Genomic DNA, 24,362 nt, shown 5'->3' on the forward strand with positions numbered 1-24,362 from the left:
TCGTGTGAGGATCAGCGACACAGCCGGCCGGGGCGACCGGCGTCCTGCCGGCCCACCCCGCACCGTCGCGAGGAGGAAGCCGCCATGACGAACACCAGGACGCGGGTCCCGCAGGATCTCGACCGCAACCTCGCCCTCGATCTGGTCCGGGTCACCGAGGCCGCGGCGATGGCCGCCGGTCGGTGGGTCGGCCGGGGCGACAAGGAGGGTGGCGACGGGGCAGCCGTGGACGCCATGCGCAAGCTGATCAACTCGATCCAGATGCGCGGCGTCGTGGTGATCGGCGAGGGCGAGAAGGACAACGCGCCGATGCTGTTCAACGGCGAGCAGGTGGGCGACGGCACCGGCCCCGAGGTGGACGTGGCGGTGGACCCGGTCGACGGCACCACGCTGATGAGCAAGGGCATGCCCAACGCGCTCGCCGTGCTGGCCGTCTCGGAGCGGGGGGCGATGTTCGACCCGAGCGCCGTGTTCTACATGGAGAAGCTGGCCGTCGGCCCGGAGTACGCCGACGTGGTGGACATCGAGGCCGGTCCGGCCGAGAACATCAGGCGGATCGCCAAGGTCAAGGGCACCGAGGTGGCCGAGGTCACCGTCTGCGTGCTGGACCGGTCCCGGCACGACGACCTGGTCGGGCAGATCCGGCGGACCGGGGCCGGCATCCGGTTCATCTCCGACGGCGACATCGCCGGGTCGATCGCCGCCGCCCGTGGCGAGTCGGGCGTCGACGTGCTGATGGGCGTCGGCGGCACCCCGGAGGGGATCATCTCGGCGTGCGCGCTCAAGTGCATGGGCGGGGCGATGCAGGCCAAGCTCTGGCCGCAGGACGCGCAGGAGCGGGAGAAGGCGCTCGCCGCCGGGCACGACCTGGACCGGGTGCTCGGCACCGACGACCTGGTCACCGGGGACAACTGCTTCTTCGTGGCGACCGGGGTGACCTCCGGTGACCTGCTGCGCGGGGTGCGGTACCAGGCCGGCGGGGCGTACACCCAGTCGATCGTGATGCGCTCCAAGAGCGGCACGATCCGGGTGATCGACTCCTACCACCGGTTGGAGAAGCTGGCCCTCTACTCGGCGGTGGACTTCGACGGCAGGCCGCTGGCAGAGCAGGAGTGACCGTTTCCGGCACCGCCGCCCCTCCCGTCCTGTCCACCGCCCGGCGGATCGCCGGCATCGGGTTGGCCACCGCCGCCGGCGTCGGCGTGGCCGTGCAGTCCCGGATCAACGGCGAGCTGGGCGTACGCCTGGCCGACGGCATTGCCGCCGCGGTGGTCTCCTTCGGTCTCGGGTTGCTGGTGCTGCTGGTGCTGGTCCCGGCCCTGCCCGGGGGGCGGCGCGGGTTGGCCGACCTGCGCGGGGCGTTGCGGTCCGGGGCGTTGCGCCCCTGGCAGTTGCTGGGCGGGGTGTGCGGGGCGTTCCTGGTCGCCACCCAGGGGCTCACCATCGGGACGCTCGGTGTGGCGGTGTTCACCGTGGCGGTGGTGGCCGGGCAGTCGGCCAGCAGCCTGGTGGTGGACCGGGCGGGCATCGGGCCGGGCGGGCGGCAGCCGGTGACCGTCCCCCGGCTGGCCGGTGCGGTGCTGACCGTGCTGGCCGTGCTGCTGGCGGTCGGTGACCGGCTCGGCGACCCGGGCACCCTGGCGCTGGCTCTGCTGCCGTTGCTGGCCGGGTTGGGGCTGGCCTGGCAGCAGGCGGTCAACGGGCTGGTCCGGGGGGCGTCGGGCAGTGCGCTCGTCGCCACCGGAGTCAACTTCGCCGTCGGTACGGTGGCTCTGCTGATCACCTTCGGTGTGGACCTGGCGGTCCGGGGTGCTCCCGGTGGCGCGCTGCCGACCGAGCCGTGGCTCTATCTGGGTGGCCCGATCGGCATCGTCTTCATCGCGGTCGCGGCGGCGATCGTCCGGTTCACCGGGGTCCTGCTGCTGGGGCTGGCCACCATCGCCGGTCAGGTCGTCGGGGCGGTCGTGCTGGACGTGGTGCTGCCGACGTCGGCGTCGCACCCGGGCCCGGCCACCCTGGCCGGCGCGACGCTCACCCTGGTCGCGGTGCTGGTGGCGGCGCTGGGCCCGGCTCCGCGCCGCTGACCCGGCCTGACCGTCCGCGCGGGCCGGGACGGTCGGCGGGGACGGCGGTCAGTGGGTCGCGCCCGCCGGGGTGGGCGTCCCGAGGGTGGCGGTGAGGGTACGGACGGTGGCGGTCAGCGCCTCGTCCACCGGGGTCGGGGTGATGCCGAGGACGGTGGTGGCCCGGGTCGAGTCCATCACGAACGGCCCGGCGAACTGGTGCGCGGTCTCCCGCAGCTCGCGGGCGAAGGGGTCGGTCAGGCCGCCGAGCCAGAGCAGCGGGTAGGGCAGGCGGGTCAGCTTCGGCGGCGGTGCGTCGGCCAGCTCGGCCGCTCGGACGGCCAACTCGCGGACGCTGGTCGGCGGTCCGCTCGGCACGTGCCAGGCGTGTCCCCAGGCCCGCTCGTCGGTGGCGGCGGCGACCAGGGTACGCACCACGTCCCCGACGTACGTCCAGGTGTGCGGGGCGTCCCAGTTGACCGGCAGGACGACCCGCTCGCCGGCGAGCACCTTCGGCAGCACCAGCGGCAGCAGCGAGTTGCCCTCGGCACCGAGGTAGTCCGAGCCGCGTACCTCGGTGGTCCGGGCCCGGCCGGCGCGGTGGGCGGCGAGCGCCTCGGTCCACATCCGGTTGCGGACCCGTCCCTTGGTGCCGGTGGCGGCGAGCGGGGTGTCCTCGGTCATCGGCGCGTCGACCGGGCCGTAGCCGTAGAGGCAGCCGACGGCGGCGAGCACCGCGCCGGTGCGCTCGGCGGTGGTGAGCAGCGCGTCGGCCAGCGGCGGCCAGTCGGTGGCCCACCGGTGGTAGGCCGGGTTGGCGCAGTTGTAGAGCGCGACCGCCCCGTCGGTGAGGGTGGTCAGCCGGTCGGTGTCGGCGGCGTCGGCGGCGATCCGCTCGATCGCCGGGTCGACGGGGCCGGTGCCCCGCCGGGTGACGAGCCTGACCTGTTCGCCCTGCTGGGCGAGGTGCTGTGCGGTGGCGGTGCCGACCGGGCCGGCGCCGACGATCACGTGCAGCGACATGGGAGAACCTTTCGAAGCAGGAGACCGGATCGAGAGCACTGCTCTCGGTGAGCTGCATCCAGCATGGCCGACCTGGTCCATCGAGTCAAGAGCAGTGCTCTCTCTTTTGATTGGCGCTCTGATCCGTGGCAGAGTGGGGGCATGCCGGCTTCCTCGATCCGCGCCCGGGTCCGCGCCGAGATGATCGACGAGATCAAGGCGGTGGCCCGCCGCCACCTCGCCAGCGACGGCGCCGACCTCTCACTGCGGGCGGTCGCCCGGGACATGGGGATGGTCTCGTCCGCGATCTACCGCTACTTCCCCAGCCGCGACGACCTGCTCACCGCGCTGATCATCGAGGCGTACCAGGCGCTCGGCGACGCGGTGGAGGCCGCCGACGCCGCCGTCGACCGGGCCGACCTGCGCGGACGCTGGCACGCCGCCTGCCGGGCCGCCCGCACCTGGGCGCTGGCCCACCCCGCCGAGTACGCCCTGCTCTACGGCAGCCCGGTGCCCGGGTACGCCGCCCCCGTCGACACCGTGCTCCCCGCGCAGCGCCCACCGCTGACCCTGCTCGGCATCCTCGCCGACGGGGTGGCCGCCGGCCGGATCACCCCGCCCGACGACGACCTGCCCGAGCCGGTCCGGGCCGACCTGGCCGAGATCGCCGCCGGGCTCTTCCCCGGCCTGCCCGAGGCCCTGCTCGCCCGGGGCATGGCCGGCTGGACTCAGCTCTTCGGGCTGATCAGCTTCGACCTCTTCGGCCGCCTCGACCCGGTCGTCCCGCACCGGGACGCCTACTTCGACCACCAGACCGCCCTGATGGCCGACCTCGTCGGCCTCCCCTGACCCGGCCCGCCGGGCGTCACCGTCCCGGTCCGCCCACGCCCGACCGCGCAGCGGATCGACCGGAGGCGCGCCGATGCGGGCCCACGGCGGTGTGCGGTGGGTCAGCCGGCGTCGGAGGAGTGGCCGGGGAAGAGGTGGGCCGCCGGGTCGATGGCGACGGCGGCGTTGTTGACGGCGGTGGCGGCCTCGCCGAAGCCGGTGGCGATCAGCCGCACCTTGCCGGGGTACTCGGTGATGTCACCGGCGGCGAACACCCGGGGCAGATTGGTCGCCATCGCGCTGTCCACCACAATGTGCCGGCGGTCCAGCCGCAGCCCCCACTCGGCCAGCGGCCCCAGATCGGCGGTGAAGCCGAGCGCCGCGACCACCGTGTCGACAGGCAGCGTCTCGGCCGCCCCGCCCCGGACGGTGATCTCGGCGGCGGTGACCGTGTCGTCGCCGTACAGCCGGGTCACCTCGGCGTTGACCACGACCCGTACCGGCAGCGACAACACCCGGGCCACGGTCGCGGCGTGCGCCCGGAACCGCTCCCGGCGGTGCACCAGGGTCACCGAGCGGGCCAACGGTTGCAGGGTGGCCGCCCAGTCGAACGCCGAGTCACCGCCGCCCACGATCAGCACGTCCCGGTCGGCCAGCGCGGTCGGTTCCGGTACGAAGTAGACGATCCCGTCGCCGACGAAGCTGTCCGCGACCGGCAGCGGGCGCGGGGTGAAGCTGCCCAGCCCGCCGGTGACCAGCACCGCACCGCAGCGCAACTGCTCGCCGCCGGCCAGGCCCAGCACCGGCCGGCCGTCGGTGTGGGCGAGCTTCTCGGCCCGGGTGCCGAGCAGGTACTCCGGGTGGTAGGGCGCGGCCTGGGCGAGCAGGTTGGCGACCAGGTCCCGGCCCTTGACGGCGGGGAAGCCGGCGACGTCGAGGATCAGCTTCTCCGGGTACATGGCGGTGATCTGCCCGCCCGGCTCGGGCAGCGCGTCGACCACCGCCACCGACAGCCCCCGGAAACCCGCGTAGTACGCGGCGAACAGCCCGGTCGGGCCGGCTCCGATCACGGCGACATCGACCTCGCGCATGGGCGTACCGTCGCTTTCCGCTGGCGGTCAACGTGCGCCGCGCCGGTGGCGGGCGACACGTGCTGCTGCCGACGGTAGGCCCGACGTGCGGTCCGGGCAAGCATTCCCGCTCCCGCCACGCGGGTCGGGCGGGTCGTCCGCGTCAGGGGCTCAGGGTGGACTCCACCCGGTACTCCCGGTACGGGTCGTACGGGCGGCGACGCCGGAAGAGGATCGCCGCGACCACCCCGCCGAGCAGCCCGAACAGGTGACCCTGCCAGGAGATCCGCTCGTCGGTGGGGAGGATGCCGAGCAGCTGCCAGCCGTAGAGCAGGCCGACCAGCAGCACCACCCCGAAGTTCCACCAGCTCCGCTCGACGATGCCCCGGGTGAACAGCAGGCCCAGGTAGCCGAAGATGACCCCGCTCGCCCCGACGACCACCGAGTTGGGCGAGCCGGTGAACCAGACGCCGAGCCCGCTGACCAGGATGATGACCAGGGTGGACCAGAGGAACCGGCGGGTGCCGGCGGCCAGCACGAAGGTGCCGAGCAGGATCAGCGGGATGCTGTTGCTGTAGAGGTGGTCGAAGCCGTGGTGCAGGAACGGCGAGAAGAACACCCCGTCGAGCCCCTGGACGCGCTGCGGGATGATCCCGGCGGCCACGTCGAGCCCGAAGCCGAGCCCCTGGTCGAGGGCCTCGATGAGGAAGAGGAACGGCACCACCGCGCACATGGCGACGAAGGCCCGGCCGAGCGACGCGTAGAACGCCTCGGTGCCGAACCGGTCGGGGTCGCCGCCCGTCGGGTGCAGGGTCACCCCACCATGGCTATCAGCATTCTTCGCCGACCGCCACCCGGGTCCCGTGCCACCGGGGGTACGACGACGGCGGGGCGGGTGGTCGCCCACCCGTCCCGCCGTCTGTGTCGTCGCTCAGTACCAGCCTTCGCTCTGGCTCTTGGCCCAGGCGCCGCACGGGTTGTCGTACCGGCCCTCGATGTAGCCGAGGCCCCACTTGATCTGGGTGACCGGGTTGGTCCGCCAGTCGCTGGCGATCGAGCTCATCTTGCTGCCCGGCACCGCCTGCGGGATGCCGTACGCGCCGGACGAGGAGTTGCTGGCCTTGGGGTTCCAGCCGCTCTCCTTGTTCCAGAGCTTGTCCAGGCAGGGCATCTGGTCGATCTTGAAGCCCGCCTGGAGGAGCATCGCGCAACCGGTCTTGCGGTGCCCGCTGTACGAGCTGCACGAGGCGGGGACCGGGCCGGCGTAGGCCTTGATCTTCCCGTCCTCCGCCTTGGCCTTGGCCTCGGCCTCGCGCTCCTTCTTCCGCGACGCGGCGGCGGCCTCGGCGGCCTTGGCCCGCTGGGCGGCCTCCTTGGCCGCCGCGGCGGCCCGCAGCTTCGCCTGGTACTCGGCGGCCCGCTGCTTGGCGGACTCCCGCCGGTGGTCGGCCTGCCGGTCGCGCTGGTAGTCGTACTCGGCCTGGTCGACCTGGAGGCCGACCTGTGCGGTCAGGCCCTGTTGCTGGGTTTCCCGGTCTTCGCCCAGATAGAAACCGCCGGCAACGCCCACGGAGAGCAGTGCGACGGCGGCCGTACGGGCACCGAACCGGCTCCACAGCCGACTCACGAAGTGTCCCTTCGTCGGGGGCAAGGACGCGGCACGGACCGGCCGTGAACGGGCGCGGCCGCGCCACGAGCGCCCCGACCTGAGCCGGTCGCCACCGACGCACCGGCAGGGGGGTGGCTGCCCGTCCTGAGAAGGGGACGAACGGTCACCAACACCCCCACCGGGACGTGGGCGCTCGTGGGACACCATCGCGCACAGTAAGGCTGATGGGAAACCCACCGGCCAATTTGTGACCTGCGCCACAAAGTGAATGCGGACGATGAGGGGCGGACCTCGCCCCCGCGCGGGTCAGCCCGGGATGTCCTCCAACAGATCCGTCACCATCGCCGCGATCGGGGACCGCTCGGACCGGTTCAACGTGACGTGCGCGAAGAGCGGATGACCCTTCAACGCCTCGATCACCGCCGTCACCCCGTCGTGCCGCCCGACCCGCAGGTTGTCCCGCTGGGCGACGTCGTGGGTGAGCACCACCCGCGAGCCCTGCCCGATCCGGGACAGCACGGTGAGCAGTACGCCCCGCTCCAGCGACTGGGCCTCGTCGACGATGACGAACGCGTCGTGCAGGCTCCGGCCCCGGATGTGGGTCAGCGGCAGGACCTCCAGGATGCCCCGCGAGGTGACCTCCTCCAGCACGTTCTCGTGCACCACCGCCCCGAGGGTGTCGAACACCGCCTGCGCCCAGGGCGACATCTTCTCCGACTCGGACCCGGGCAGGTAGCCCAACTCCTGCCCGCCGACGGCGTAGAGCGGCCGGAAGACCACCACCTTCTTGTGCCGGCGGCGCTCCATCACCGCCTCCAGCCCGGCGCACAGCGCCAGCGCCGACTTGCCGGTGCCGGCCCGGCCACCCAGCGACACGATCCCGATCGACTCGTCGAGCAGCAGGTCCAGCGCGATCCGCTGCTCGGCCGAGCGGCCGTGCACACCGAACGCCTCGCGGTCGCCCCGCACCAGCCGGACGGTCTTGTCGGGCAGCACCCGCCCCAGCGCCGACCCCCGGGTGGAGTGCAGCACCAGGCCGGTGTGGCAGGACAGGCCGGCGGCGGCGTCCAGGTCGAGGCAGTCCCCGGCGTAGAGCCGGCCGATCTCGTCCTCGCCCAGCTCCAGCTCGGCCATCCCCGTCCAGGTCGGGTCGCTGGCCTGGCCGTGCCGGTACTCGTCGGCCCGCAGGCCGACCGAGGCGGCCTTGACCCGCAGCGGCATGTCCTTGCTGACCAGCGTCACCTCCCGCCCCTCGGCGGCCAGGTTCAGCGCCACCGACAGGATGCGCGCGTCGTTGGACTCGTTGCGGAACCCGGGGGGCAGGACGCCGTCGTCCGAGTGGTTCAGCTCCACGGTGAGCGTGCCGCCGGACTCGTTGGCGGGCACCGGACGGTCCAGGCGACCGTGCCGGACCCGCAGCTCGTCGAGCATGCGCAGGGACTGGCGGGCGAACCAGCCCAGCTCCGGGTGGTGTCGTTTGCCCTCCAGTTCCGAGATCACCACGAGCGGCAGGACCACCTCGTGCTCGGCGAAGCGGTGGAAGGCCGCCGGGTCGGACAGGAGCACCGACGTGTCCAGAACGAACACCTGGCCGGCTGGGCCGGGCTCCTCGGGGCCGGGCGGGGCGGCGGCCGCCGGACGGCGGCTCCGGGTGGCTCGGCGGGTCGTGGCAGTCGCGGCCGGGATCTGGTCGACACCGGCGGGCGTACGGCGAGTCGTCACAGGCCTGCTCCGACGGACGGGCATCCGCCATCCGCGTTCCGCCTCCTCCGGTGCCCGGTGACACGGGGTCGGATGCGGAACCCCGTGCGCGAGGTCGCAGATCCGGGCGGCCGGCTGACCCGGGAAAACCCCGGGTCATGCCTAGACGCTAGCGGCGTCGGGCCGCCTCGGCTAGAGGGCGGACGAGGATCTCCCCGCACCGGGTACGCCCCACCCGGCGGGCGGCGCGGACCGGCCGGGATGCCTGCCCCCTGCGCGCATCCCGGCCGGTGGAACCGCAGTCACCTGTCGACGCGGTCGGTGTCGGCACGCCGCACCGACGGCTGTCGGCTCCCGCCGGTTCAGCCGGGCCGGCGGACCAGGGTGCCGGTCGGGTGCCGACCGGCGACCGGGCCCGGCGGGCTGGCGAACGAGGAGCCGGTGTACGTGGTGCCCTGGCGGACCGCGGCTGTGGGACGTCGCGCGGCGTTGGCCGGCACGGCCGGGGCGGTGAGCGCCGAGGCGAGCACGGCCTGGGCGTCGCGCCGACGCCGGTTCCAGGCGCCCCGGTCCCCGTCGAAGTAGCCCTGCCGGTAGCCGAAGCGGTACCCGATCCGGTAGCTGAGCTGACCGTGCAACCGGCCGGCGGCGTAGCTGGTCGCCCCGAGGACGAGGACGAGGAACAGGGCGAGCAGCGGGCTCATCGGGCGGCTCCGGTGGGCCGCGGCGACGGGGTCACCGGTCCTCCGGCTCGGCCGGAGTCGGGTCGACGACGAGCAGCCGTTCCAGGTCCTCGGTGCTGACCTCCTCGACCAGTTCGACGCTGATCCGGCAGCCGTCCAGGACGACCTCGGCCATCGAGGAGCGGCGGATCTCGCCACCGGAGTCGTAGACCCGCACGCTCATCTCCGGGCAGCCGAGATGAGTCCGCCAGGCGTTCCACTCGTCGCGGTCGCCGACGCTCAGTGACAGGTAGCGGCAACCCCGGGCGAGGTAGAGCCGCCAGGGCGCGCTCAGGCCGGCGGCGACCCCCTCCGCGATCAGGCCGAACGCCTGGGCGCGGGTCGCGAGTTCGGTCACCTGGCCCCCCTCGCACCGGGAGCGTGACGCATGTGAGCACTGATCGTCTCAAGCACGTGACACACCGTAGATTGTCCCATGAGCGTGACAGTATCAGCTTTTCGTCCGGTTCCTGACCACCTCGCTCGGCGGTATTATGCCCAGGTGAGACCCCTTCGCACCGGTTCCCGGGCCGGTCCGGCCGCTCCGGCGAGGCCGTCTCATATGCGTGACAAAGATCTGCCCCGGGCAGCCTGGACGAGCGCTACGGTCGTACGGTTTCGGGGTGACCGAGACCGCCCCCGCCCGGAAGATCGCATTCGCCACCTTCGTTCGTCGGGCGCTCGACGATGCCCGGGCGATGCGCGCCTGGACCGGCACCGAGGTCTCCCGGCGCACCGGCGTCTCCCGCCAGACGATCAACAGGTGGGTCCGCGGCGACTGGGCCAGCGACCCGGAGGCGGAACGGGTGGTGGCGTTCTGTGAGGGGCTGGGCCTCAACCCGGCCGCCGCCTTCGCCGCCCTCGGCTGGGACCGGGCCGCCACCCCCCGGGGCGCCCCCGGCGCTCCCCCGATGGACCCGGACGTCGAGGCGCTGCTGCGCCGGCTGGTCGACCCCGCCGTGTCGGACGCGGAGAAGTTCCACATCAGGGAAACCATTCGTTACCTCGCATACCGCCCCACGCTTCCGCTCGATGTCCGAAAGGGCGAAGAGCAGGCCGGGTAGTTCCTCAGATGGCGAAAGAACGCCTGAGCAGACCCGATCGTTTCGCTCCGGGCCGGCAACGGGCACGCTAGCGTCCCTATTCGTACTGCTTGGGCTCGTCGTCGGCGGGGGGACGGGACAAGGCCGAACTCAGCCCTGCGGGACAGAAGGAGGGGTCTGTCCATGACCCTGAAGTGGTGGGCAGTCGTGGTCGCGGCAGTCTCCCTGACCGCGTGCGTGACCGCGAACCTGGTGGCCGGCCTGGGCGGGGGCGGGCAGATCCCGCTGGTGGTCAACCTCTTCGCCCTGACCGTGGCCGGCACCGCCGTCGTCCTGGCGGTGGTCGCCGAACTGCACGACCGGCTCGACGACCGGGTCAGCGCGCTCACCGAGTTCCTGGTGGCGCGGCTCAACGAGATCGAGACCCGCACCGGCGACCGGAACACCGGTTTCGTCGAGGGTTACCTGCTCAATCAGGGCCGGGAGGCAACCGTGGTGCCCTTGGGACGGCGGGGGCGGGGGGCCGCCGAACGCTGAGCAGCACTCACTGACCACATACCCCGGCGGTGTCAAGAAGCCACTCCGAAGCCACGAATCATCCACCGCCTCCGGGGTACGCTGTCGCGCGTGCCGCCGTTGAATCTGGGTAACCAGCAGCCGCAGACCCCGCTGGATGCTGAGCACGCCTGGCGTACCACCGCCGAGCGGGCCGCAGACACCGTCCTCTTCTTCGACTTCGACGGCACCCTCGCGCCGGTCGACGACGACCCCACCGCGGTACGCCCCGCACCCAAGGTGCTCGCCGCCCTGGAGGCGCTCGCCCCGGTGGTGCAGCGGGTGGCGATCGTCTCCGCCCGTCCCGTCGACTTCCTCCGTGACCACCTCGGTGGCCTCACCGGGATCGACCTCTACGGACTGTACGGCCTGGAGCACAGCCACTCCGGCGGCGAGACCGTCACCGAGCCCGCCGCGCTGCCCTGGGTGCCCACCATGGCCGAGCTGGCCGACCGGGCCCGCGCCGAACTGCCCGCCGGGGCGCTGGTCGAGTTCAAGCGGCTGAGCGTGGCCCTGCACTGGCGTACCGCACAGCAGCTCGGTCCGGCGGTCGAGCAGTGGGGGCGGGCGCAGGCCGACCGGCTCGGGCTGCGGGTGCAGGCCGGCCGGATGGTGCTGGAGCTCAAGCCCCCCGTCGACCGGGACAAGGGGCTGGTCATCGGCGAGGTGGTCCGGGACGCCGGCGGCGCGTGGTATTTCGGCGACGACGTCTCCGACATCAAGGCGTTCGCGGCGCTGCGTGCCCGCTCCGCCGCCGATCCGGGGTTCCTCGGCATCTGCGTGGCGGTGGCCAACCCGGAGACCGGCCGGGAGGTCGCCGAGGCCGCCGACCTCACCATCGACTCCCCCGCCGCGCTCGGCGACTTCCTCACCCGGGCCGTGCATCACCTGACCTGACCGTGCGCGCGGGGGCATCGGCCGACATGCCCGCAGCCCCCGCCCGTCGCGTCGGCCGGTCAGGTGCCGTAGCGGCGTTGCCGGGTGCCGTAGGAGCGCAGGGCGCGCAGGAAGTCGACCCGGCGGAAGTCGGGCCAGTTCAGCTCGCAGAAGTAGAACTCCGAGTGCGCCGACTGCCAGAGCATGAAACCGGACATGCGCTGTTCGCCGCTGGTCCGGATGATCAGATCCGGGTCGGGCAGGCCCCGGGTGTAGAGGTGCTCGGAGATGTGGTCGACGTCCAGCGTGCCGGCCAGTTCCTCGATAGTGCCGCCCTTGGCCGCGTGCTCCACCAGCAGCGACCGCACCGCGTCGGTGATCTCGCGCCGGCCGCCGTAGCCGACGGCGATGTTGACCTGCGCGCCGCCGGTGCGTTCCCGGGTGCGTTCCTCGGCGGCCTTGAGCGCCTGGGCGTGCTGGTTGGGCAGCACGTCGAGCGCGCCGACCATCCGCAGCCGCCAGGGGTTGCCCTCCTCGGCCAGCTCGGTGCTGAGATCCTCGATGATCTGGAGCAGCGGGTCCAGCTCCTCCGCCGGCCGGGACAGGTTGTCGGTGGAGAGCAGCCAGAGCGTGACGTGGCCGACGCCTGCCGCGTCGCACCAGCGCAGCAGCTCCTTGATCCGCTCGGCACCCATCCGGTGACCGTCGTTCGGGTCGACGAAGCCCATCTCCCGCGCCCACCGGCGGTTGCCGTCGCACATCACGCCGACGTGCCGGGGCACCGGTCGACCCGCGAGCCTGGCCGTCAGCCGGCGCTCGTAGACGGAGTAGAGAAGTTTCCGCAGAGTCATCACCTTGCAGGGTAGCGACCCACACCGAACATCAGTGCCTCGGTGGCGCACTCCGTGCGCGATCAAGAGAAATACGTCGTCGATGGGCCGTCCACTGACCGAAATCTCTTGATCACCGGGGCGGGGCGTCGGGGGCGTCGGCGGAGGCGGGGGTGGCGGGGGCGCGGTGCAGGGCGTAGAGGGCCAGGGTGGCCGCCGCCAGCAGGGGTGCGCCCTCGCGGACCAGACCGTCCAGGCCGAGCAGCCACCAGCACAGCGGCAGGTTCACCGCGAGCACGCCGAGGGTGACCGTCACCAGCAGGCGGCGGGCCCACCGCCTGCCGCGCAGCAGGAACGCCGTACAGAACAGCACCAGGTAGCTCACCACGATGCCGGCGGCGAACCAGGCCAGCACCACGGGTACGACGCCGAGCCGGCCGTCCAGCACCGCGCCGCCGGCCACCAGCGCGGGCACCAGCATCAACGGGCTGTACGTGAACGCGGCCACCCGGGCGGTGAGCAGCCAGGCGGTGACCTGGGGGCGTTTCGGGGCGACCTCCCGCCAGGCGATCGTCCCGCCCTCGACGACCAGGCCCCGGCGGTGGCGCACCAGGTGCCCGACGACCGCGTCGCAGCGGTAGAGCAGCACGACCACGGCGACGCAGAGCGCGGTGAGCACGGCGAAGCCGAGCAGGCCGGGCAGCGGCGGGACGCCCTGCCGGGGCACCACCAGCCGGCCGACCGCGAACACGGTGGTCACGGCGAGGATCAGCCCGAACGGCTTCGCCCCGGCCCGCCCCCGGTTCACCTGCCCGATCAGCACCAGGAATCCCAGCGACCGCAGCATCGCCCAGCCGGTGCGCACCGCGAGGCCGAACTCCTGCTCCGGGGCGTACCACCAGTTGAGCAGCTCGACCCCGACGGTGGCGGCGGCGGTCACCGCGAGCAGGGTGGTCAGCGCCCGGACGGCGGACGGCCGCCGGACCGGTGGCGTCACGGCGGCCGTCCTCATGGTTTCCGGTCTTGCCCGGTACCGGCGGCCGGCACACCTGTCAGCGCGGTGCCTGCCGCCTTCCGACGGGCGGTGCTGGGCGTCGGGTCACCGCGACCGGTCCTCGTCGAGCCGGGCGCGCAGCGCGTCCAGCTCCGACCACAGGACGGCCGGCAGCTTGTCACCGAACTTCTCGAACCACTCGGTGACCAGCGGCAGCTCGTTGCGCCACTCCTGCGGGTCGACCTTGAGGGCGATCCGGACGTCCTCCGGGGTCATGTCGAGCCCGTCGACATCCAGCGCGTCGGCGGTCGGGACCATGCCGATCGGGGTCTCGACCGCGTCGGCGCTGCCCTCGATCCGCTCGACGACCCACTTGAGCACCCGCGAGTTCTCGCCGAAGCCGGGCCAGAGGAAGTTGCCCTCGGCGTCCTTACGGAACCAGTTCACGTAGTAGATCTTGGGCAGCTTGGCGGCGTCGCCGTCGACGCCCTTGCCCATCTCGATCCAGTGGTTGAAGTAGTCACCGGCGTGGTAGCCGATGAACGGCAGCATCGCCATCGGGTCGCGGCGCACCACGCCCACCGCGCCGGACGCGGCGGCGGTGGTCTCCGAGGACAGCGTCGCCCCCAGGTACACCCCGTGCACCCAGTCGCGGGCCTCGGTGACCAGCGGGATGGTGTCCCGGCGACGGCCGCCGAACAGGATCGCGTCGATCGGCACCCCGTTCGGGTCGAAGTAGTCGTCGGCCAGGATCGGGCACTGGGTGATCGGGGTGCAGAACCGGCTGTTCGCGTGGGAGGAGAGGTTCTCGCTCTCCGGCGTCCAGTCGTTGCCCTTCCAGTCGATCAGGTGGGCCGGCGGCTCGCCCATGCCCTCCCACCAGATGTCGCCGTCGTCGGTGAGGGCGACGTTGGTGAAGATCGAGTTGCCCCGGTCCAACGTCCGCATCGCGTTGGCGTTGGTCTTCCAGTCGGTGCCCGGGGCGACGCCGAACAGGCCGTACTCCGGGTTGACCGCGTAGAGGCGGCCGTCGGGGCCGAACCGCATCCAGGCGATGTCGTCGCCGATGGTCTCGACCTTCCAGCCGGGAATGGTCGGCTCCAGCATGGCCAGGTTGGTCTTGCCGCAGGCGGACGGGAACGCGCCCGCCACGTGGTACACCTTCCCCTCCGGCGAGGTGATCTTGAGGATCAGCATGTGCTCGGCGAGCCAGCCCTCGTCGCGCCCCATCACGCTGGCGATCCGCAGCGAGTAGCACTTCTTGCCGAGCAGCGAGTTGCCGCCGTACCCGGAGCCGAAGGACCAGATCTCCCGGGTCTCCGGGAAGTGCGAGATGTACTTCGTCTCGTTGCACGGCCAGGCCACGTCGGTCTGGCCGGGGGCGAGCGGGGCGCCGATGGAGTGCAGCGCGTGCACGAAGTCGGCGTCGTCGCCCATCGCGTCGAGCACGGCGGTACCCATCCGGGTCATGATCCGCATCGAGGCGACCACGTACGGGCTGTCGGTGATCTCGACGCCGAACATCGGGTTCTCGGCCTCGACCGGCCCCATGCAGAACGGGATGACGTACATCGTCCGGCCGCGCATCGCACCCCGGTACAGCTCGGTCATCGTCCGCTTCATCTCGGCCGGCGCCATCCAGTTGTTGGTGGGGCCGGCGTCCGCCTCGTCCACGGAACAGATGAAGGTGCGCTCCTCGACCCGGGCGACGTCCGTGGGGTCGGTGCGGGCGTAGAAGGAGTTCGGCTTCTTTTCCGGGTTCAACCGGACGAGGGTCCCGTTGTCGACGAGTTCGTCGGTGAGACGCCGCCACTCCTCGTCGGACCCGTCCACCCAGACCACCCGGTCGGGGGTGGTCAGTTCCGCGATCTCCCGGACCCAGGCGAGCAGCTTGGGGTGGGTCGTGGGGGCCTGATCGATCCCCCGCACAGTAGCCGGAGCAACCATGACTCATCTCCTTGTGGTCGACGCTGACCGATTTATGGGATGCACGAGTCTCGGCGGACGCCTGCCGCGTCGCCTTCGTGGAAACCTGGGATTGGCCTCAGCGTAAACCGGGCGGACCCGCGAGTCAGTGGGACTGGTTGTGAAGAACTGCACAAGGTACGGCCCGGCTGCGGTAACACGAGCTGATACCCGCTTTCACGCGCACTTTCACGCAAATCCTTCGACGAACTGCCGGCGGGCGCGGGAACGGCCCCGGGACAACGGGGGACCCGGGTCGACCCACGGCGCGGCGGCGGGTCGCCGGTGGCACCCCGTCCGATCAGCCGGCAACCGGTACGCTCGCGAGGTGGCCGCGACGATGACCGGGGACCAGCCGGGTGCCCCGCAGACCCGCCCGGGTCTGGTCCGTTCGTTGTTGGACCGGTTCGGCCACCTGCTGCGTGAATTGAGCAAGTTCGCCACCGTGGGCGGGGTGGCCTTCCTGGTCGACTTCGCGCTGTTCAACTACCTCACGCTGGGGCGTGGCGTCGAGCCGGTGACCGCGCGGGTCGTCTCCACGGTGATCGCGGCGACCGTCGCGTTCGTGGGCAACCGGTTCTGGACCTGGCGGCACCGGGTCCGCTCCAACCCGGCCCGCGAGTACGCACTGTTCTTCTTCTTCAACGCGGTCGGCCTGGGCATCGCGGTGGCCTGCCTGGCGGGCAGCCGGTACGGGCTGGGCAGCATCTGGCCCGGCGTGTTCCGCACCCCGCTGGCCGACAATATCGCCAGCTACGTGGTGGGCACCGCGCTCGGCACGATGTTCCGGTTCTGGTCGTACCGACGGTTCGTCTTCGTCGAAGCGGGAACTCCCGCCGTCACGGAGGCGACCAGCGACCCGTCGTCCGGGTCGTGACCGGTCGCCCATCCCGTCCAGCCGGAGTTCCCGGCACCGTCCTCAGCCCTAAGGTGTTGCGCATGCGTCTTGTCCGTCTGCTGCCCGAGCGCTGGCAGAAGTTCATCCGCGAGGCGCTCAAATTCGGCATCGTCGGGGGCGTCAACACCGTCATCAATTACGCGGTGTTCAATGCTCTGGCACTCACCGTTTTCGTCGACGGTCAACTGAAGGCGACGGTCATCGCCACCATCGTGGCGACGATCACGTCGTATCTGATGAATCGCCACTGGACGTACCGGGATCGACCGAAAGCGGCACTCCAGCGCGAATACGCCCTGTTTTTCCTGTTCAACGGCGCCGGTCTGATCATCGAACTCGGCGTCCTCGCCGCCGCCAAGTACGGCCTGGGGTTCACCAGCCTGCTCGCGCTCAACGTGGCCAAGACCGGGGGCGTGCTGCTCGCCACCCTGTTCCGGTTCTGGTCCTACCGGACCTTCGTCTTCCAGCCGGTCCCCCAGCACGCCGAGGAGACCTGGCACTCCATCAAGCGCGACGAGTGGGACACCATGGCCGAGCTGGACCCGGTCGCCGAGCTGGCCGAATCGGTGAGCGAGCTGGAAGAGGCCCAGAGCCAGGCCGAGGACCGCACCGCCCCGGCGGCCGGAACGCCGGCCCCGACCGTCGAACCGGTGTTGAAGCAGGGCCGGGGCGGCACCCTCGGCCCGGCCGTCGCCGGCGGCGACCTGGAGGCGGAGCTGGCCGCCGAGCTGCACGCCGGCACCACCCGCCGCACGCCGCGACCCTGATCGGCCCCGGTACACCCGGGGCCGGCGGGCCGCCAGGATCAGCCGCTGGTGTCCCGCAACGGCTTGCCCTCCCGCATGTCGGCGAAAATGTCGCGCATCTCCCCGTCGCCCAGCGTGTGCTTGTCGTGCTGCGCCTCCACCAGCTCGTAGAGGGTGGTCTGCACTCGGTCGACCCGGGGCACGTCGACGAGCACCGACTGCCCCCGCTCGCCTGCCGACTCGATGGTGAGCGTGCCGCAGCCCAGCAGCCGTTCGGTGAACCGCTGGGTCATCGAGTGGTCGTTGATCCGGGCCAGCGGCAGGTCCCGCCGGTGCCGGGAGAAGACGCCCTCCTGGAGCAGCACCCGCTCGTTGGTGAACAGGTAGTGCGTGCTGCGCCAGACCAGGAACGGCCACAACCCCAGCCAGAGCACCGCGATCAGGAACAGACCGGCGAGCACGGCGAGCACGAGCGCGCCACCGTCGCCGTCGGGCAGCAGGAGCCAGCCCGCCACCACCGCCGCGACACCGACGACCAGCACCAGGACCGGCCGCAGCAGCGCCTTCCAGTGCGGGTGCAGGTGCAGGACGACGTGCTCGTCCTCGGTGAGCACGTCTTCGGGGAACGCCACGGGTACCTCCTCGGCGACAATCGGACGCGCTGACCGTAACCGGTCGGGGCGACCCACCGGATCAGCCGGGCGGTCGGCCGTGCACCCCGCGCACGAACCGACCGCGGGCCCGCCGGTCACCGCAGGTGCAGCACGTCCCCGGCGGCCAGCCGACGCTGCCCGGCGGCGGTCTCGACGAGCAGTTGCCCGTCGGCGTCCACCCCGGTGGCGAGCCCGGTCAGGTCGGTGCCGTCGGGCAGCAGCACCCGCACCTGGCGGCCCACCGTGACGCAGGAGGCCAGGTACGCCGCCCGCAGGCCGCACGCGTCGGCGTCCCCGCCGGCCAGCCGCCACCTGTCATACCAGTCGGCAAGGGCGCGCAGCAGCGCCCGCAGCAGCGGGTCCCGGTCGGTGGCGGTGGCCCCGGCCAGTTGCAGCGAGGTCGCCGGCAGCCCGGTCGGGTTCTCCGGCAACTCGTCGGCGCGCAGCGTCACGTTCAGCCCGATGCCGAGCACGATCGCGGGAGGCTCCGCCGCACCGGCGGCCGGCACCGCCTCGGCCAGGATGCCGGCGCACTTGGCCCCCCCGATCAGCAGGTCGTTGGGCCACTTCAGGCCGGCGTCCAGTTCGGCCAGCCGGGAGACCGCCTCGACCAGCGCGACACCGGCGAGCAGCGGCAGCCAGCCGTACCCGGTGGGGGCGGCCGGCGGCCAGTCACGGGCGGTGACGGCCTCGCCGGGCCGCAGCAGCACGCTCGTCGCGAGCCCCGCCCGGGGCGGCGACTGCCAGGCCCGGCCGCGGCGGCCCCGGCCGGCGGTCTGCCGCTCGGCGACCACGACCAGGCCCTCCGGCTCGCCGGCCCGCGCGGCGTCGGCCGCGTCCGCGTTGGTCGAGCCGGTCTCCGGCCGCAGGTCCAGCCGACGCCAGGGGCCCGACGGCGCGGTCAACGCCCGGGACAGCCGCGCCGCCGACAGCGGCGGGCGGTCCAGATCGGTGTACGGCGAACCCGGCATCCCGCCAGCCTACGGGCCCGGTCGACACGTGCGCCCGACCAGCCTCCGGCGGAAGCTACTGAGGCGTACTGCACAGCGGCGTCGGCCTGAACCATCGTTATATTCCCAGGGTGACTACCGAGACCGGGACCAACATCCACAGCACCGCGGGCAAGCTGGCGGACCTGGAGCGCCGGGTCGACGAGGCGCTGCACGCGGGCGCACGCGGCGTCGAGAAGCAGCACGCGCGGGGCAAGAAGACCGCCCGGGAGCGGATCGACATGCTCCTGGACGAGGGCTCCTTCGTCGAGTTGGACGAGTTCGCCAGGCACCGGTCCACCAACTTCGGGCTGGACCGCACCCGCCCGTACGGCGACGGGGTGGTCACCGGCTACGGCACCGTCGACGGCCGGCAGGTCTGTGTCTTCGCGCAGGACTTCACGGTCTTCGGCGGCTCCCTCGGCGAGGTCTTCGGCGGAAAGATCGTCAAGGTGATGGAGCTGGCCATGAAGATCGGCTGCCCGGTGGTCGGGATCAACGACTCCGGCGGGGCACGCATCCAGGAGGGTGTCGTCTCGCTCGGCCTCTACGGCGAGATCTTCTTCCGCAACGTCCGGGCCAGCGGGGTCATCCCGCAGATCTCCCTGATCATGGGCCCGTGCGCGGGCGGCGCGGTCTACTCCCCGGCGGTCACCGACTTCACCGTGATGGTCGACCAGACCTCGCACATGTTCATCACCGGCCCGGACGTCATCAAGACGGTCACCGGCGAGGACGTCGCGATGGAGGAACTGGGCGGCGCGCGTACCCACAACACCCGCAGCGGCAACGCGCACTACCTCGCCACCGACGAGGACGACGCGGTCGACTACGTCAAGGCGCTGCTGTCCTACCTGCCGTCGAACAACCTCGACGAGCCGGTGGTCCTCGACGCGCCCGCCGACCTCGACGTCACCGACGCCGACCGGGAACTCGACACGCTGATCCCCGACTCGGCCAACCAGCCGTACGACATCCACCGGGTCATCGAGCACGTCCTCGACGACGGCGAGTTCCTGGAGGTGCAGCCGCTCTACGCGCAGAACATCGTGGTCGGCTACGGCCGGGTGGAGGGCCGCCCGGTGGGAGTGGTCGCCAACCAGCCGATGCACTTCGCCGGCACCCTGGACATCGCCGCCTCCGAGAAGGCCGCCCGGTTCGTGCGCACCTGCGACGCGTTCAACATCCCGGTGCTGACCTTCGTGGACGTTCCCGGGTTCCTGCCCGGCACCGGCCAGGAGTGGGACGGCATCATCCGCCGGGGCGCGAAGCTGCTCTACGCGTACGCCGAGGCCACCGTCCCGAAGGTCACCGTGATCACCCGCAAGGCGTACGGCGGGGCGTACGACGTGATGGGCTCCAAGCACCTCGGGGCCGACCTGAACTTCGCCTGGCCGACGGCGCAGATCGCGGTGATGGGCGCGCAGGGCGCGGTGAACATCCTCTACCGGCAGGAACTGGCCGCCGCCGACGATCCGGCCGCCGTCCGCGCCGAGCGGATCGCCGAGTACGAGGACACCCTGGCCAACCCGTACGTCGCCGCCGAACGCGGGTACGTCGACGCGGTGATCCCGCCGCACGAGACCCGCACCCAGATCGTCCGGGCGCTGCGGGTGCTGCGGACCAAGCGGGAGACGTTGCCGCCGAAGAAGCACGGCAACATCCCGCTGTAGCCGCAGGTCGGCACGTCCCGGCGGATCAGCAGGGGGTGTCGGCGGCCGGGCAGAGGCGTTTCGCGGCCCGGTCGGCCAATGCCATCAGGTCGGCCTGGCCCATCCCCGGCCCGGCGCCGTCGACCCGGTCGGCGACCGTGTCCGGGGCGGGCACCACCACGGTGACCAGGTCACCGACCCGGACCACCAGGGTGGTGTCGACGCTCACCGCCGCGCCGACCGGTTTCCCGCCGGTCCGCGCCCGGGGCTGCGACGCGACGTGCCGCAGCAGCACCGACTGGTCACCGGCGAAGTCCCGCGCCGACGGCTCCCAACGGTGTTCCTGCTCGGTGGCCACCGGCTGCTGGTCGGCGGCGAGCGTGGACGCGTCGAGGGTCCACTCGGCGCAGGCGTTGAGCAGCCGGTCGATCTCGCCGAACAGCCACCGCCCCCGGGCCAGCTCGATGCGGTAGACGTCCTGGCTGAGTACGGGCGTGGCCGGCTGGCCGGCCCGGGTGATCGGGCGGAGCAGGGTCTGCGACCGGGAGGCGCGGGACACCGACAGTTGGGCGTCGACGTCGCGTTCCCGCCCACACGATTCGAGCAGCGGGTCGATCCGGACGGCCTCCCCCAGGCCGGTGTCGCCGAGCCGCTCGCCGGTCTTCGTCGGCAGGTCGGCGGGGGACAGCAGGGCGTCGAGGGGGATCTCCGTCCGAACCGGGGCCGACCCGGGGGCCGCGACCGGGGCGGTGGGCGTCGCCGGCCCGGTGGGCCGTTCCCGTACCGCCACGGCGGCACCGGCCAGCACGACGAGCATCGTCACCGTCGACAGCACCGCCGTACGACGGCTGCGGCGGCGGGCGCGGGCCCGCAGCTCTGCCGGCTCGGGCCAGCGGACCTCACGCAGGTCCCGGTGCAGCCGGTCGACGAAGGTCAGCTCCTCACTCATCGGACCTCCTCCAGGTCGCCACCGGCGAGCAGCCCGGCGAGCGCGGCACGCCCCCGGGAGAGCCGGGCCTTGACCGTGCCCACCGGGGCGGCGGTCTCCCGGGCCACCTCGGCCACGGGCATGCCGAGCAGGTAGTAGAGGGCGAGCGCGGTGCGCTGCTCCTCGGGCAGTTGCCGCAGGGCGGCGACCACCTCCAGGGTTTCGGTGCCGGGGCCGGGCACGCTCTCGGTCGTCACCCCGTGCCGCAGGTAGGCGCGGGCCCGGCTGCGCAGGCTGCGCCACCTGCTCACCGCGATCCGGGAGGCCACCACCCGTACCCAGGCTTCCGGGTCGTCGTAGCCGCTCACCGTCGACCAGCGTTGCCAGGCCCGGATGTACGCCTCCTGCACGGCGTCCTGCGCCTCGGCCAGGTTGCCGGTGAGCGCGTAGACGAACCCGAGCAGCCGTTGCCGGCTACCCCGGTAGAACTCGTCGAAGCCGTCGACGTCCGGCACCCTGGTTACCTCCCCCGTGGCGGTCAGAGGTGACACGCGTGCCGCGCCCCGGTGGGTTGCGTGCTCAGCCGGTCATTCTGCCCGGTCGAGCAGGTCGGTCAGCTCGGCGAGCGGGAAGCTGCCGGCGGGGAGGCGGTCCCGGGCCAGCCGCCGGACCGCCGTCTGCACGGCGGCGTTGGCCGGTGTGGGCACCCCGAGCCGTCGGCCGAGCAGCACGATCTCGCCGTTGAGGTGGTCGACCTCGGTGGTGCCGGCCGCCCGGGTCAGGCTCTGCCAGGTGGAGCTGCCGCTGCGCGGTTGCCCGTCGACCGGCCGGGTGCCGACCCGGTCCCCGCGTTCGGTGCGTTCCTCCTCGTCGGTGGGGTGGGCGATGCCCGCGGCGGCGAGCACGGCGGCCCCCTCGGCCCGGACCCGGTCGAGCAGCCAGTCCGGCAGGCCGGCGCCGAACAGGGCCTGCACCCCGTTGCCGAGGTTGTTGAGCAGCTTGCCGTACTTCCACCGCATCACGTCCTCGCGGACGGGGGCGAGGAAACCGGCGGCGGTCAGGTCCGCCGCCACCGCCGCGTCGATCTCGTCGGCACCGCCCGGGTAACGACCCACGTGCAACATCCCCGGGTACGGGTGGCCGCTGGCGATCACCACGCCCGGGTCGAGGTGGGTGGCCGGCAGCCACACGCAGACCGGATGGACGTGCGCGAACAGTCGTAGCGCGGTGGGCTCGTTGGCCACCCCGTTCTGCGCGGTGAACAGGGGCAGCCGCTGTCCCGCCGTACCGCCGCCGGCCACCGGGGCGTCCGCCCAGGTGTCCAGGGCCGCCCAGGTGTGCTGCGACTTGACCGTCAGCACCAGCACGGTGTCGGCGGGCAGCGGCTCGGGCCCCGGCCCGTCGGTGGCCGGCCCCCGCCAGGTCACCGCCCGGTCGGGGGTACGCAGGGTGAGCCCGTCACGCCGGATCGCCGCCAGGTGCGGTCCGCGCGCCACCAGCGTCACGTCCCGGCCGGCCTCCCCCAGCAGTACGCCGATGGTGCCGCCGACCGCGCCCGCTCCGATGATCAGGTATCGCACCCGACCGATTCTGCCCGCATCCGCCCAGGTAGGCGACCCGACGTCGGGGTGCCACCGGTCACCCGGGCCCGGCCGGCCCAACCCCGCTCGGGGTGGGATGCCCGCCCGCCGGTCAGAGCGGGACATCCCGTCGCTGAGTCAGAGCGGGATGCCGGCCTCGGCGAGCAACGGGCCGGCGAGCAGGACCGCGCCGACGGCGAGGGCGAACAGGTTGACCAGCCCGAAGACGACCACCCAGAGCAGCGCCGGGAAGGGCGTCAGGTGGGCCAACTGGTCGGCGTCGGACTCGGGCATCCGGCCCCGGCTGCGCAGCCGTTGCAGCTCGAAGACCGGCCGGACGCCGCCGAACAGCAGGAACCAGACCGAGGTCCAGGCGAACACGGCCTGCACCTGCGCGGTGGCGTACCAGGAGACGACGAGCACCACCCCACCGGTGACCAGCAGGGAGAGCACCCCGAAGACGTTGCGGACGAGCAGCAGCATGGCGAGCAGCAGCGCGACCGCGACCCAGAGCAGCAGGGTGATCCGGTTGCCGCCGAGCAGCCAGGCACCGCCCAGGCCGACCAGCGAGGGCGCGACGTATCCGGCGAGCAGGGTGAGAATCATGCCGGGGCCGGTGGGGCGGCCGGCGCTGAGGGTGAGGCCGGAGGTGTCCGAGTGCAGCCGGATGCCGTGCAGCCGCCGTCCGGTGAGCAGCGCCGCCAGGGCGTGACCGCCCTCGTGGGCGATGGTCACCGCGTTGCGGGCGACCCGCCAGGATGACCGGACCGCGACGACCACCAGAGCGGCCATGGCGGTGAGCACCACCAGCAGGGGCGGCGGGTCGGGTTGGGCGCTGAACAGCCGGTCCCAGAGATCGCCCAGCCCGTCGATCGACACCATGGCCGGGGAGCCTACCCGGCCGGATCGTGTCGCTCGACGGTCGTCACCTCGTATCGTGTGAAACTGACCGGCGGCGAGCGGAGCGGGAGGTGAGGGCCGGTGAGCGCGGCTCCCCTGGAACACCACGTCGGCCTCTGGACCGAGGCCGACTACCTCGCCATGGGCGAAACCCCCAACCGGATTGAACTGCTCGACGGGAGCCTGATCGTGAGCCCTGCTCCGAGCAAGCGGCACCAGTTGGTGTCGTGGAGCCTTGTCGACAGTCTTCGGCCAGCCGCCCGGCCCCTCGGGCTGCTGGTGTTCAAGGCGGTGAACGTGCGGCTCGGGGTGGACCGGATCGTCATTCCCGACGTGGTGGTCGCCGACACCGACGACGAGGGCACGGTGGTCGAGGCCGGTGAGGTCGCGCTGGTCTGCGAGATCGTCTCCCCGGGCAACGCCGCCGCCGACCGTCTGGTCAAGATGCCGCTCTACGCGCTCGCCGGCATCCCGTGGTACCTACTGGTCGAGCAGGACGGTGACGCCCACTCGGTGCGGCTCCACCGGCTCGACGGCACGCACTACGTGGAGGACCAGGTCGCGAAGGCCGGCGAGACGCTGACCCTGGCTGAGCCGTTCCGTTGGCAGCTCGACCCGGCCGCGCTGCGCTGAGCCGATCGGCTACCTGATACCGCCGCTGGCCTGCCCTGACCGGTTCGGATCACCAGACGTCGGCCCGACCCTTGTCGATGAAAGTTTCCTTAGGCCCCCTTGCGATCAAGGGCAGGAATCTCCAA

At 72.4% G+C, this 24,362-nt stretch carries 26 protein-coding genes; 10 read left to right on the forward strand and 16 right to left on the reverse strand.

Translation table 11 applies throughout. The features are described from left to right. The first annotated feature begins 84 nt into the window (after positions 1–84). Positions 85–1,116, forward strand: a complete 1,032-nt coding sequence (gene glpX, locus ACWCHM_RS23305; RefSeq protein WP_204956449.1) for a class II fructose-bisphosphatase — start codon at positions 85–87, stop codon at positions 1,114–1,116. Then, positions 1,113–2,084 carry a DMT family transporter gene (locus ACWCHM_RS23310; RefSeq protein WP_281900516.1) on the forward strand — a complete coding sequence of 324 codons (972 nt, stop codon included), beginning with the start codon at positions 1,113–1,115 and terminating at the stop codon, positions 2,082–2,084. The genes glpX and ACWCHM_RS23310 overlap by 4 nt, the downstream gene beginning before the upstream one ends. A 48-nt stretch (positions 2,085–2,132) precedes the next feature. Here the strand turns inward: ACWCHM_RS23310 and ACWCHM_RS23315 are convergent, their stop codons facing one another. Further along, on the reverse strand, positions 2,133–3,086 hold the full coding sequence (locus tag ACWCHM_RS23315; protein WP_281900518.1) for an NAD-dependent epimerase/dehydratase family protein: 954 nt from the start codon (positions 3,084–3,086) through the stop codon (positions 2,133–2,135). Between the two features lie 141 nt (positions 3,087–3,227). On the opposite strand from ACWCHM_RS23315, the gene ACWCHM_RS23320 reads away from it, so the two are divergent. Next, positions 3,228–3,914 carry a TetR/AcrR family transcriptional regulator gene (locus ACWCHM_RS23320; RefSeq protein ID WP_421489339.1) on the forward strand — a complete coding sequence of 229 codons (687 nt, stop codon included), beginning with the start codon at positions 3,228–3,230 and terminating at the stop codon, positions 3,912–3,914. 101 nt (positions 3,915–4,015) lie between these two features. Here the strand turns inward: ACWCHM_RS23320 and ACWCHM_RS23325 are convergent, their stop codons facing one another. The 6 genes from ACWCHM_RS23325 to ACWCHM_RS23350 all read right to left on the reverse strand — a co-directional run bounded on the left by ACWCHM_RS23325 (position 4,016) and on the right by ACWCHM_RS23350 (position 9,353). Further along, the gene (locus ACWCHM_RS23325; RefSeq protein WP_454219816.1) at positions 4,016–4,984 is read right to left on the reverse strand and encodes an NAD(P)/FAD-dependent oxidoreductase; all 969 of its coding nucleotides are present in this window, start codon (positions 4,982–4,984) and stop codon (positions 4,016–4,018) included. Positions 4,985–5,126: 142 nt separating this feature from the next. Further along, positions 5,127–5,780 (reverse strand): rhomboid family intramembrane serine protease, encoded by a 654-nt coding sequence (locus ACWCHM_RS23330; RefSeq protein ID WP_454219817.1) that lies wholly within the window; start codon positions 5,778–5,780, stop codon positions 5,127–5,129. A gap of 114 nt (positions 5,781–5,894) precedes the next feature. Next, the gene (locus ACWCHM_RS23335) at positions 5,895–6,590 is read right to left on the reverse strand and encodes an aggregation-promoting factor C-terminal-like domain-containing protein (protein WP_088643979.1); all 696 of its coding nucleotides are present in this window, start codon (positions 6,588–6,590) and stop codon (positions 5,895–5,897) included. A gap of 288 nt (positions 6,591–6,878) precedes the next feature. Continuing rightward, entirely contained in the window at positions 6,879–8,294 is a 1,416-nt protein-coding gene (locus tag ACWCHM_RS23340; RefSeq protein WP_088643978.1) for a PhoH family protein, read from the reverse strand. Positions 8,295–8,635: 341 nt separating this feature from the next. Continuing rightward, positions 8,636–8,977, reverse strand: a complete 342-nt coding sequence (locus ACWCHM_RS23345; RefSeq protein ID WP_454219818.1) for a hypothetical protein — start codon at positions 8,975–8,977, stop codon at positions 8,636–8,638. A 31-nt stretch (positions 8,978–9,008) separates the two neighbouring features. Further along, positions 9,009–9,353 (reverse strand): hypothetical protein, encoded by a 345-nt coding sequence (locus tag ACWCHM_RS23350; RefSeq protein ID WP_204956441.1) that lies wholly within the window; start codon positions 9,351–9,353, stop codon positions 9,009–9,011. A 265-nt stretch (positions 9,354–9,618) separates the two neighbouring features. On the opposite strand from ACWCHM_RS23350, the gene ACWCHM_RS23355 reads away from it, so the two are divergent. The 3 genes from ACWCHM_RS23355 to otsB all read left to right on the forward strand — a co-directional run bounded on the left by ACWCHM_RS23355 (position 9,619) and on the right by otsB (position 11,490). After that, the gene (locus tag ACWCHM_RS23355) at positions 9,619–10,059 is read left to right on the forward strand and encodes an XRE family transcriptional regulator (protein WP_204956440.1); all 441 of its coding nucleotides are present in this window, start codon (positions 9,619–9,621) and stop codon (positions 10,057–10,059) included. Between the two features lie 162 nt (positions 10,060–10,221). Beyond that, positions 10,222–10,575 (forward strand): hypothetical protein, encoded by a 354-nt coding sequence (locus ACWCHM_RS23360; protein ID WP_204956439.1) that lies wholly within the window; start codon positions 10,222–10,224, stop codon positions 10,573–10,575. Between the two features lie 90 nt (positions 10,576–10,665). Next, a complete protein-coding gene (gene otsB, locus ACWCHM_RS23365) occupies positions 10,666–11,490 on the forward strand; it encodes a trehalose-phosphatase (RefSeq protein WP_204956438.1) in 825 nt (274 codons plus the stop codon). A gap of 59 nt (positions 11,491–11,549) precedes the next feature. Here the strand turns inward: otsB and ACWCHM_RS23370 are convergent, their stop codons facing one another. From ACWCHM_RS23370 to ACWCHM_RS23380, 3 genes are all read right to left on the reverse strand, one after another. After that, positions 11,550–12,320 (reverse strand): isoprenyl transferase, encoded by a 771-nt coding sequence (locus ACWCHM_RS23370; protein WP_204956437.1) that lies wholly within the window; start codon positions 12,318–12,320, stop codon positions 11,550–11,552. Positions 12,321–12,432: 112 nt separating this feature from the next. Continuing rightward, on the reverse strand, positions 12,433–13,311 hold the full coding sequence (locus tag ACWCHM_RS23375) for a hypothetical protein (protein WP_454219819.1): 879 nt from the start codon (positions 13,309–13,311) through the stop codon (positions 12,433–12,435). 87 nt (positions 13,312–13,398) lie between these two features. Beyond that, positions 13,399–15,240 (reverse strand): phosphoenolpyruvate carboxykinase (GTP), encoded by a 1,842-nt coding sequence (locus tag ACWCHM_RS23380; RefSeq protein ID WP_204956435.1) that lies wholly within the window; start codon positions 15,238–15,240, stop codon positions 13,399–13,401. 139 nt (positions 15,241–15,379) lie between these two features. Between ACWCHM_RS23380 and ACWCHM_RS23385 the strand changes: the two genes are divergently transcribed. Together ACWCHM_RS23385 and ACWCHM_RS23390 are read left to right on the forward strand one after the other, a co-directional pair. Beyond that, positions 15,380–16,135, forward strand: a complete 756-nt coding sequence (locus ACWCHM_RS23385; protein ID WP_204956434.1) for a GtrA family protein — start codon at positions 15,380–15,382, stop codon at positions 16,133–16,135. Between the two features lie 62 nt (positions 16,136–16,197). After that, positions 16,198–16,923, forward strand: coding sequence for a GtrA family protein (locus ACWCHM_RS23390; RefSeq protein ID WP_204956433.1), 726 nt, complete (start codon positions 16,198–16,200; stop codon positions 16,921–16,923). A 38-nt stretch (positions 16,924–16,961) separates the two neighbouring features. Here ACWCHM_RS23390 and ACWCHM_RS23395 read toward each other — a convergent pair whose 3' ends face one another. Continuing rightward, positions 16,962–17,534 (reverse strand): PH domain-containing protein, encoded by a 573-nt coding sequence (locus ACWCHM_RS23395; RefSeq protein WP_454219820.1) that lies wholly within the window; start codon positions 17,532–17,534, stop codon positions 16,962–16,964. Between the two features lie 116 nt (positions 17,535–17,650). Beyond that, on the reverse strand, positions 17,651–18,526 hold the full coding sequence (locus tag ACWCHM_RS23400; protein WP_454219822.1) for a biotin--[acetyl-CoA-carboxylase] ligase: 876 nt from the start codon (positions 18,524–18,526) through the stop codon (positions 17,651–17,653). Between the two features lie 110 nt (positions 18,527–18,636). Here ACWCHM_RS23400 and ACWCHM_RS23405 point away from each other — a divergent pair, with 110 nt between their 5' ends. Then, positions 18,637–20,217, forward strand: a complete 1,581-nt coding sequence (locus ACWCHM_RS23405; RefSeq protein ID WP_454219823.1) for an acyl-CoA carboxylase subunit beta — start codon at positions 18,637–18,639, stop codon at positions 20,215–20,217. A gap of 25 nt (positions 20,218–20,242) precedes the next feature. Here the strand turns inward: ACWCHM_RS23405 and ACWCHM_RS23410 are convergent, their stop codons facing one another. The 4 genes from ACWCHM_RS23410 to ACWCHM_RS23425 all read right to left on the reverse strand — a co-directional run bounded on the left by ACWCHM_RS23410 (position 20,243) and on the right by ACWCHM_RS23425 (position 23,586). Further along, positions 20,243–21,145 (reverse strand): hypothetical protein, encoded by a 903-nt coding sequence (locus ACWCHM_RS23410; protein ID WP_454219824.1) that lies wholly within the window; start codon positions 21,143–21,145, stop codon positions 20,243–20,245. Then, complete coding sequence (locus ACWCHM_RS23415) at positions 21,142–21,639, reverse strand: SigE family RNA polymerase sigma factor (protein ID WP_145917901.1); 498 nt, start codon at positions 21,637–21,639, stop codon at positions 21,142–21,144. The genes ACWCHM_RS23410 and ACWCHM_RS23415 overlap by 4 nt, the downstream gene beginning before the upstream one ends. A 72-nt stretch (positions 21,640–21,711) precedes the next feature. Next, positions 21,712–22,704, reverse strand: a complete 993-nt coding sequence (locus tag ACWCHM_RS23420; RefSeq protein WP_454219825.1) for a ketopantoate reductase family protein — start codon at positions 22,702–22,704, stop codon at positions 21,712–21,714. A gap of 138 nt (positions 22,705–22,842) precedes the next feature. Then, positions 22,843–23,586: a M50 family metallopeptidase gene (locus tag ACWCHM_RS23425; protein ID WP_204956427.1), complete on the reverse strand. Its 744-nt coding sequence runs from the start codon at positions 23,584–23,586 to the stop codon at positions 22,843–22,845. A 99-nt stretch (positions 23,587–23,685) separates the two neighbouring features. On the opposite strand from ACWCHM_RS23425, the gene ACWCHM_RS23430 reads away from it, so the two are divergent. Then, complete coding sequence (locus ACWCHM_RS23430; RefSeq protein WP_454219826.1) at positions 23,686–24,237, forward strand: Uma2 family endonuclease; 552 nt, start codon at positions 23,686–23,688, stop codon at positions 24,235–24,237. Positions 24,238–24,362: the final 125 nt, after the last annotated feature.

Source organism: Micromonospora sp. SCSIO 07396 (assembly GCF_053667945.1).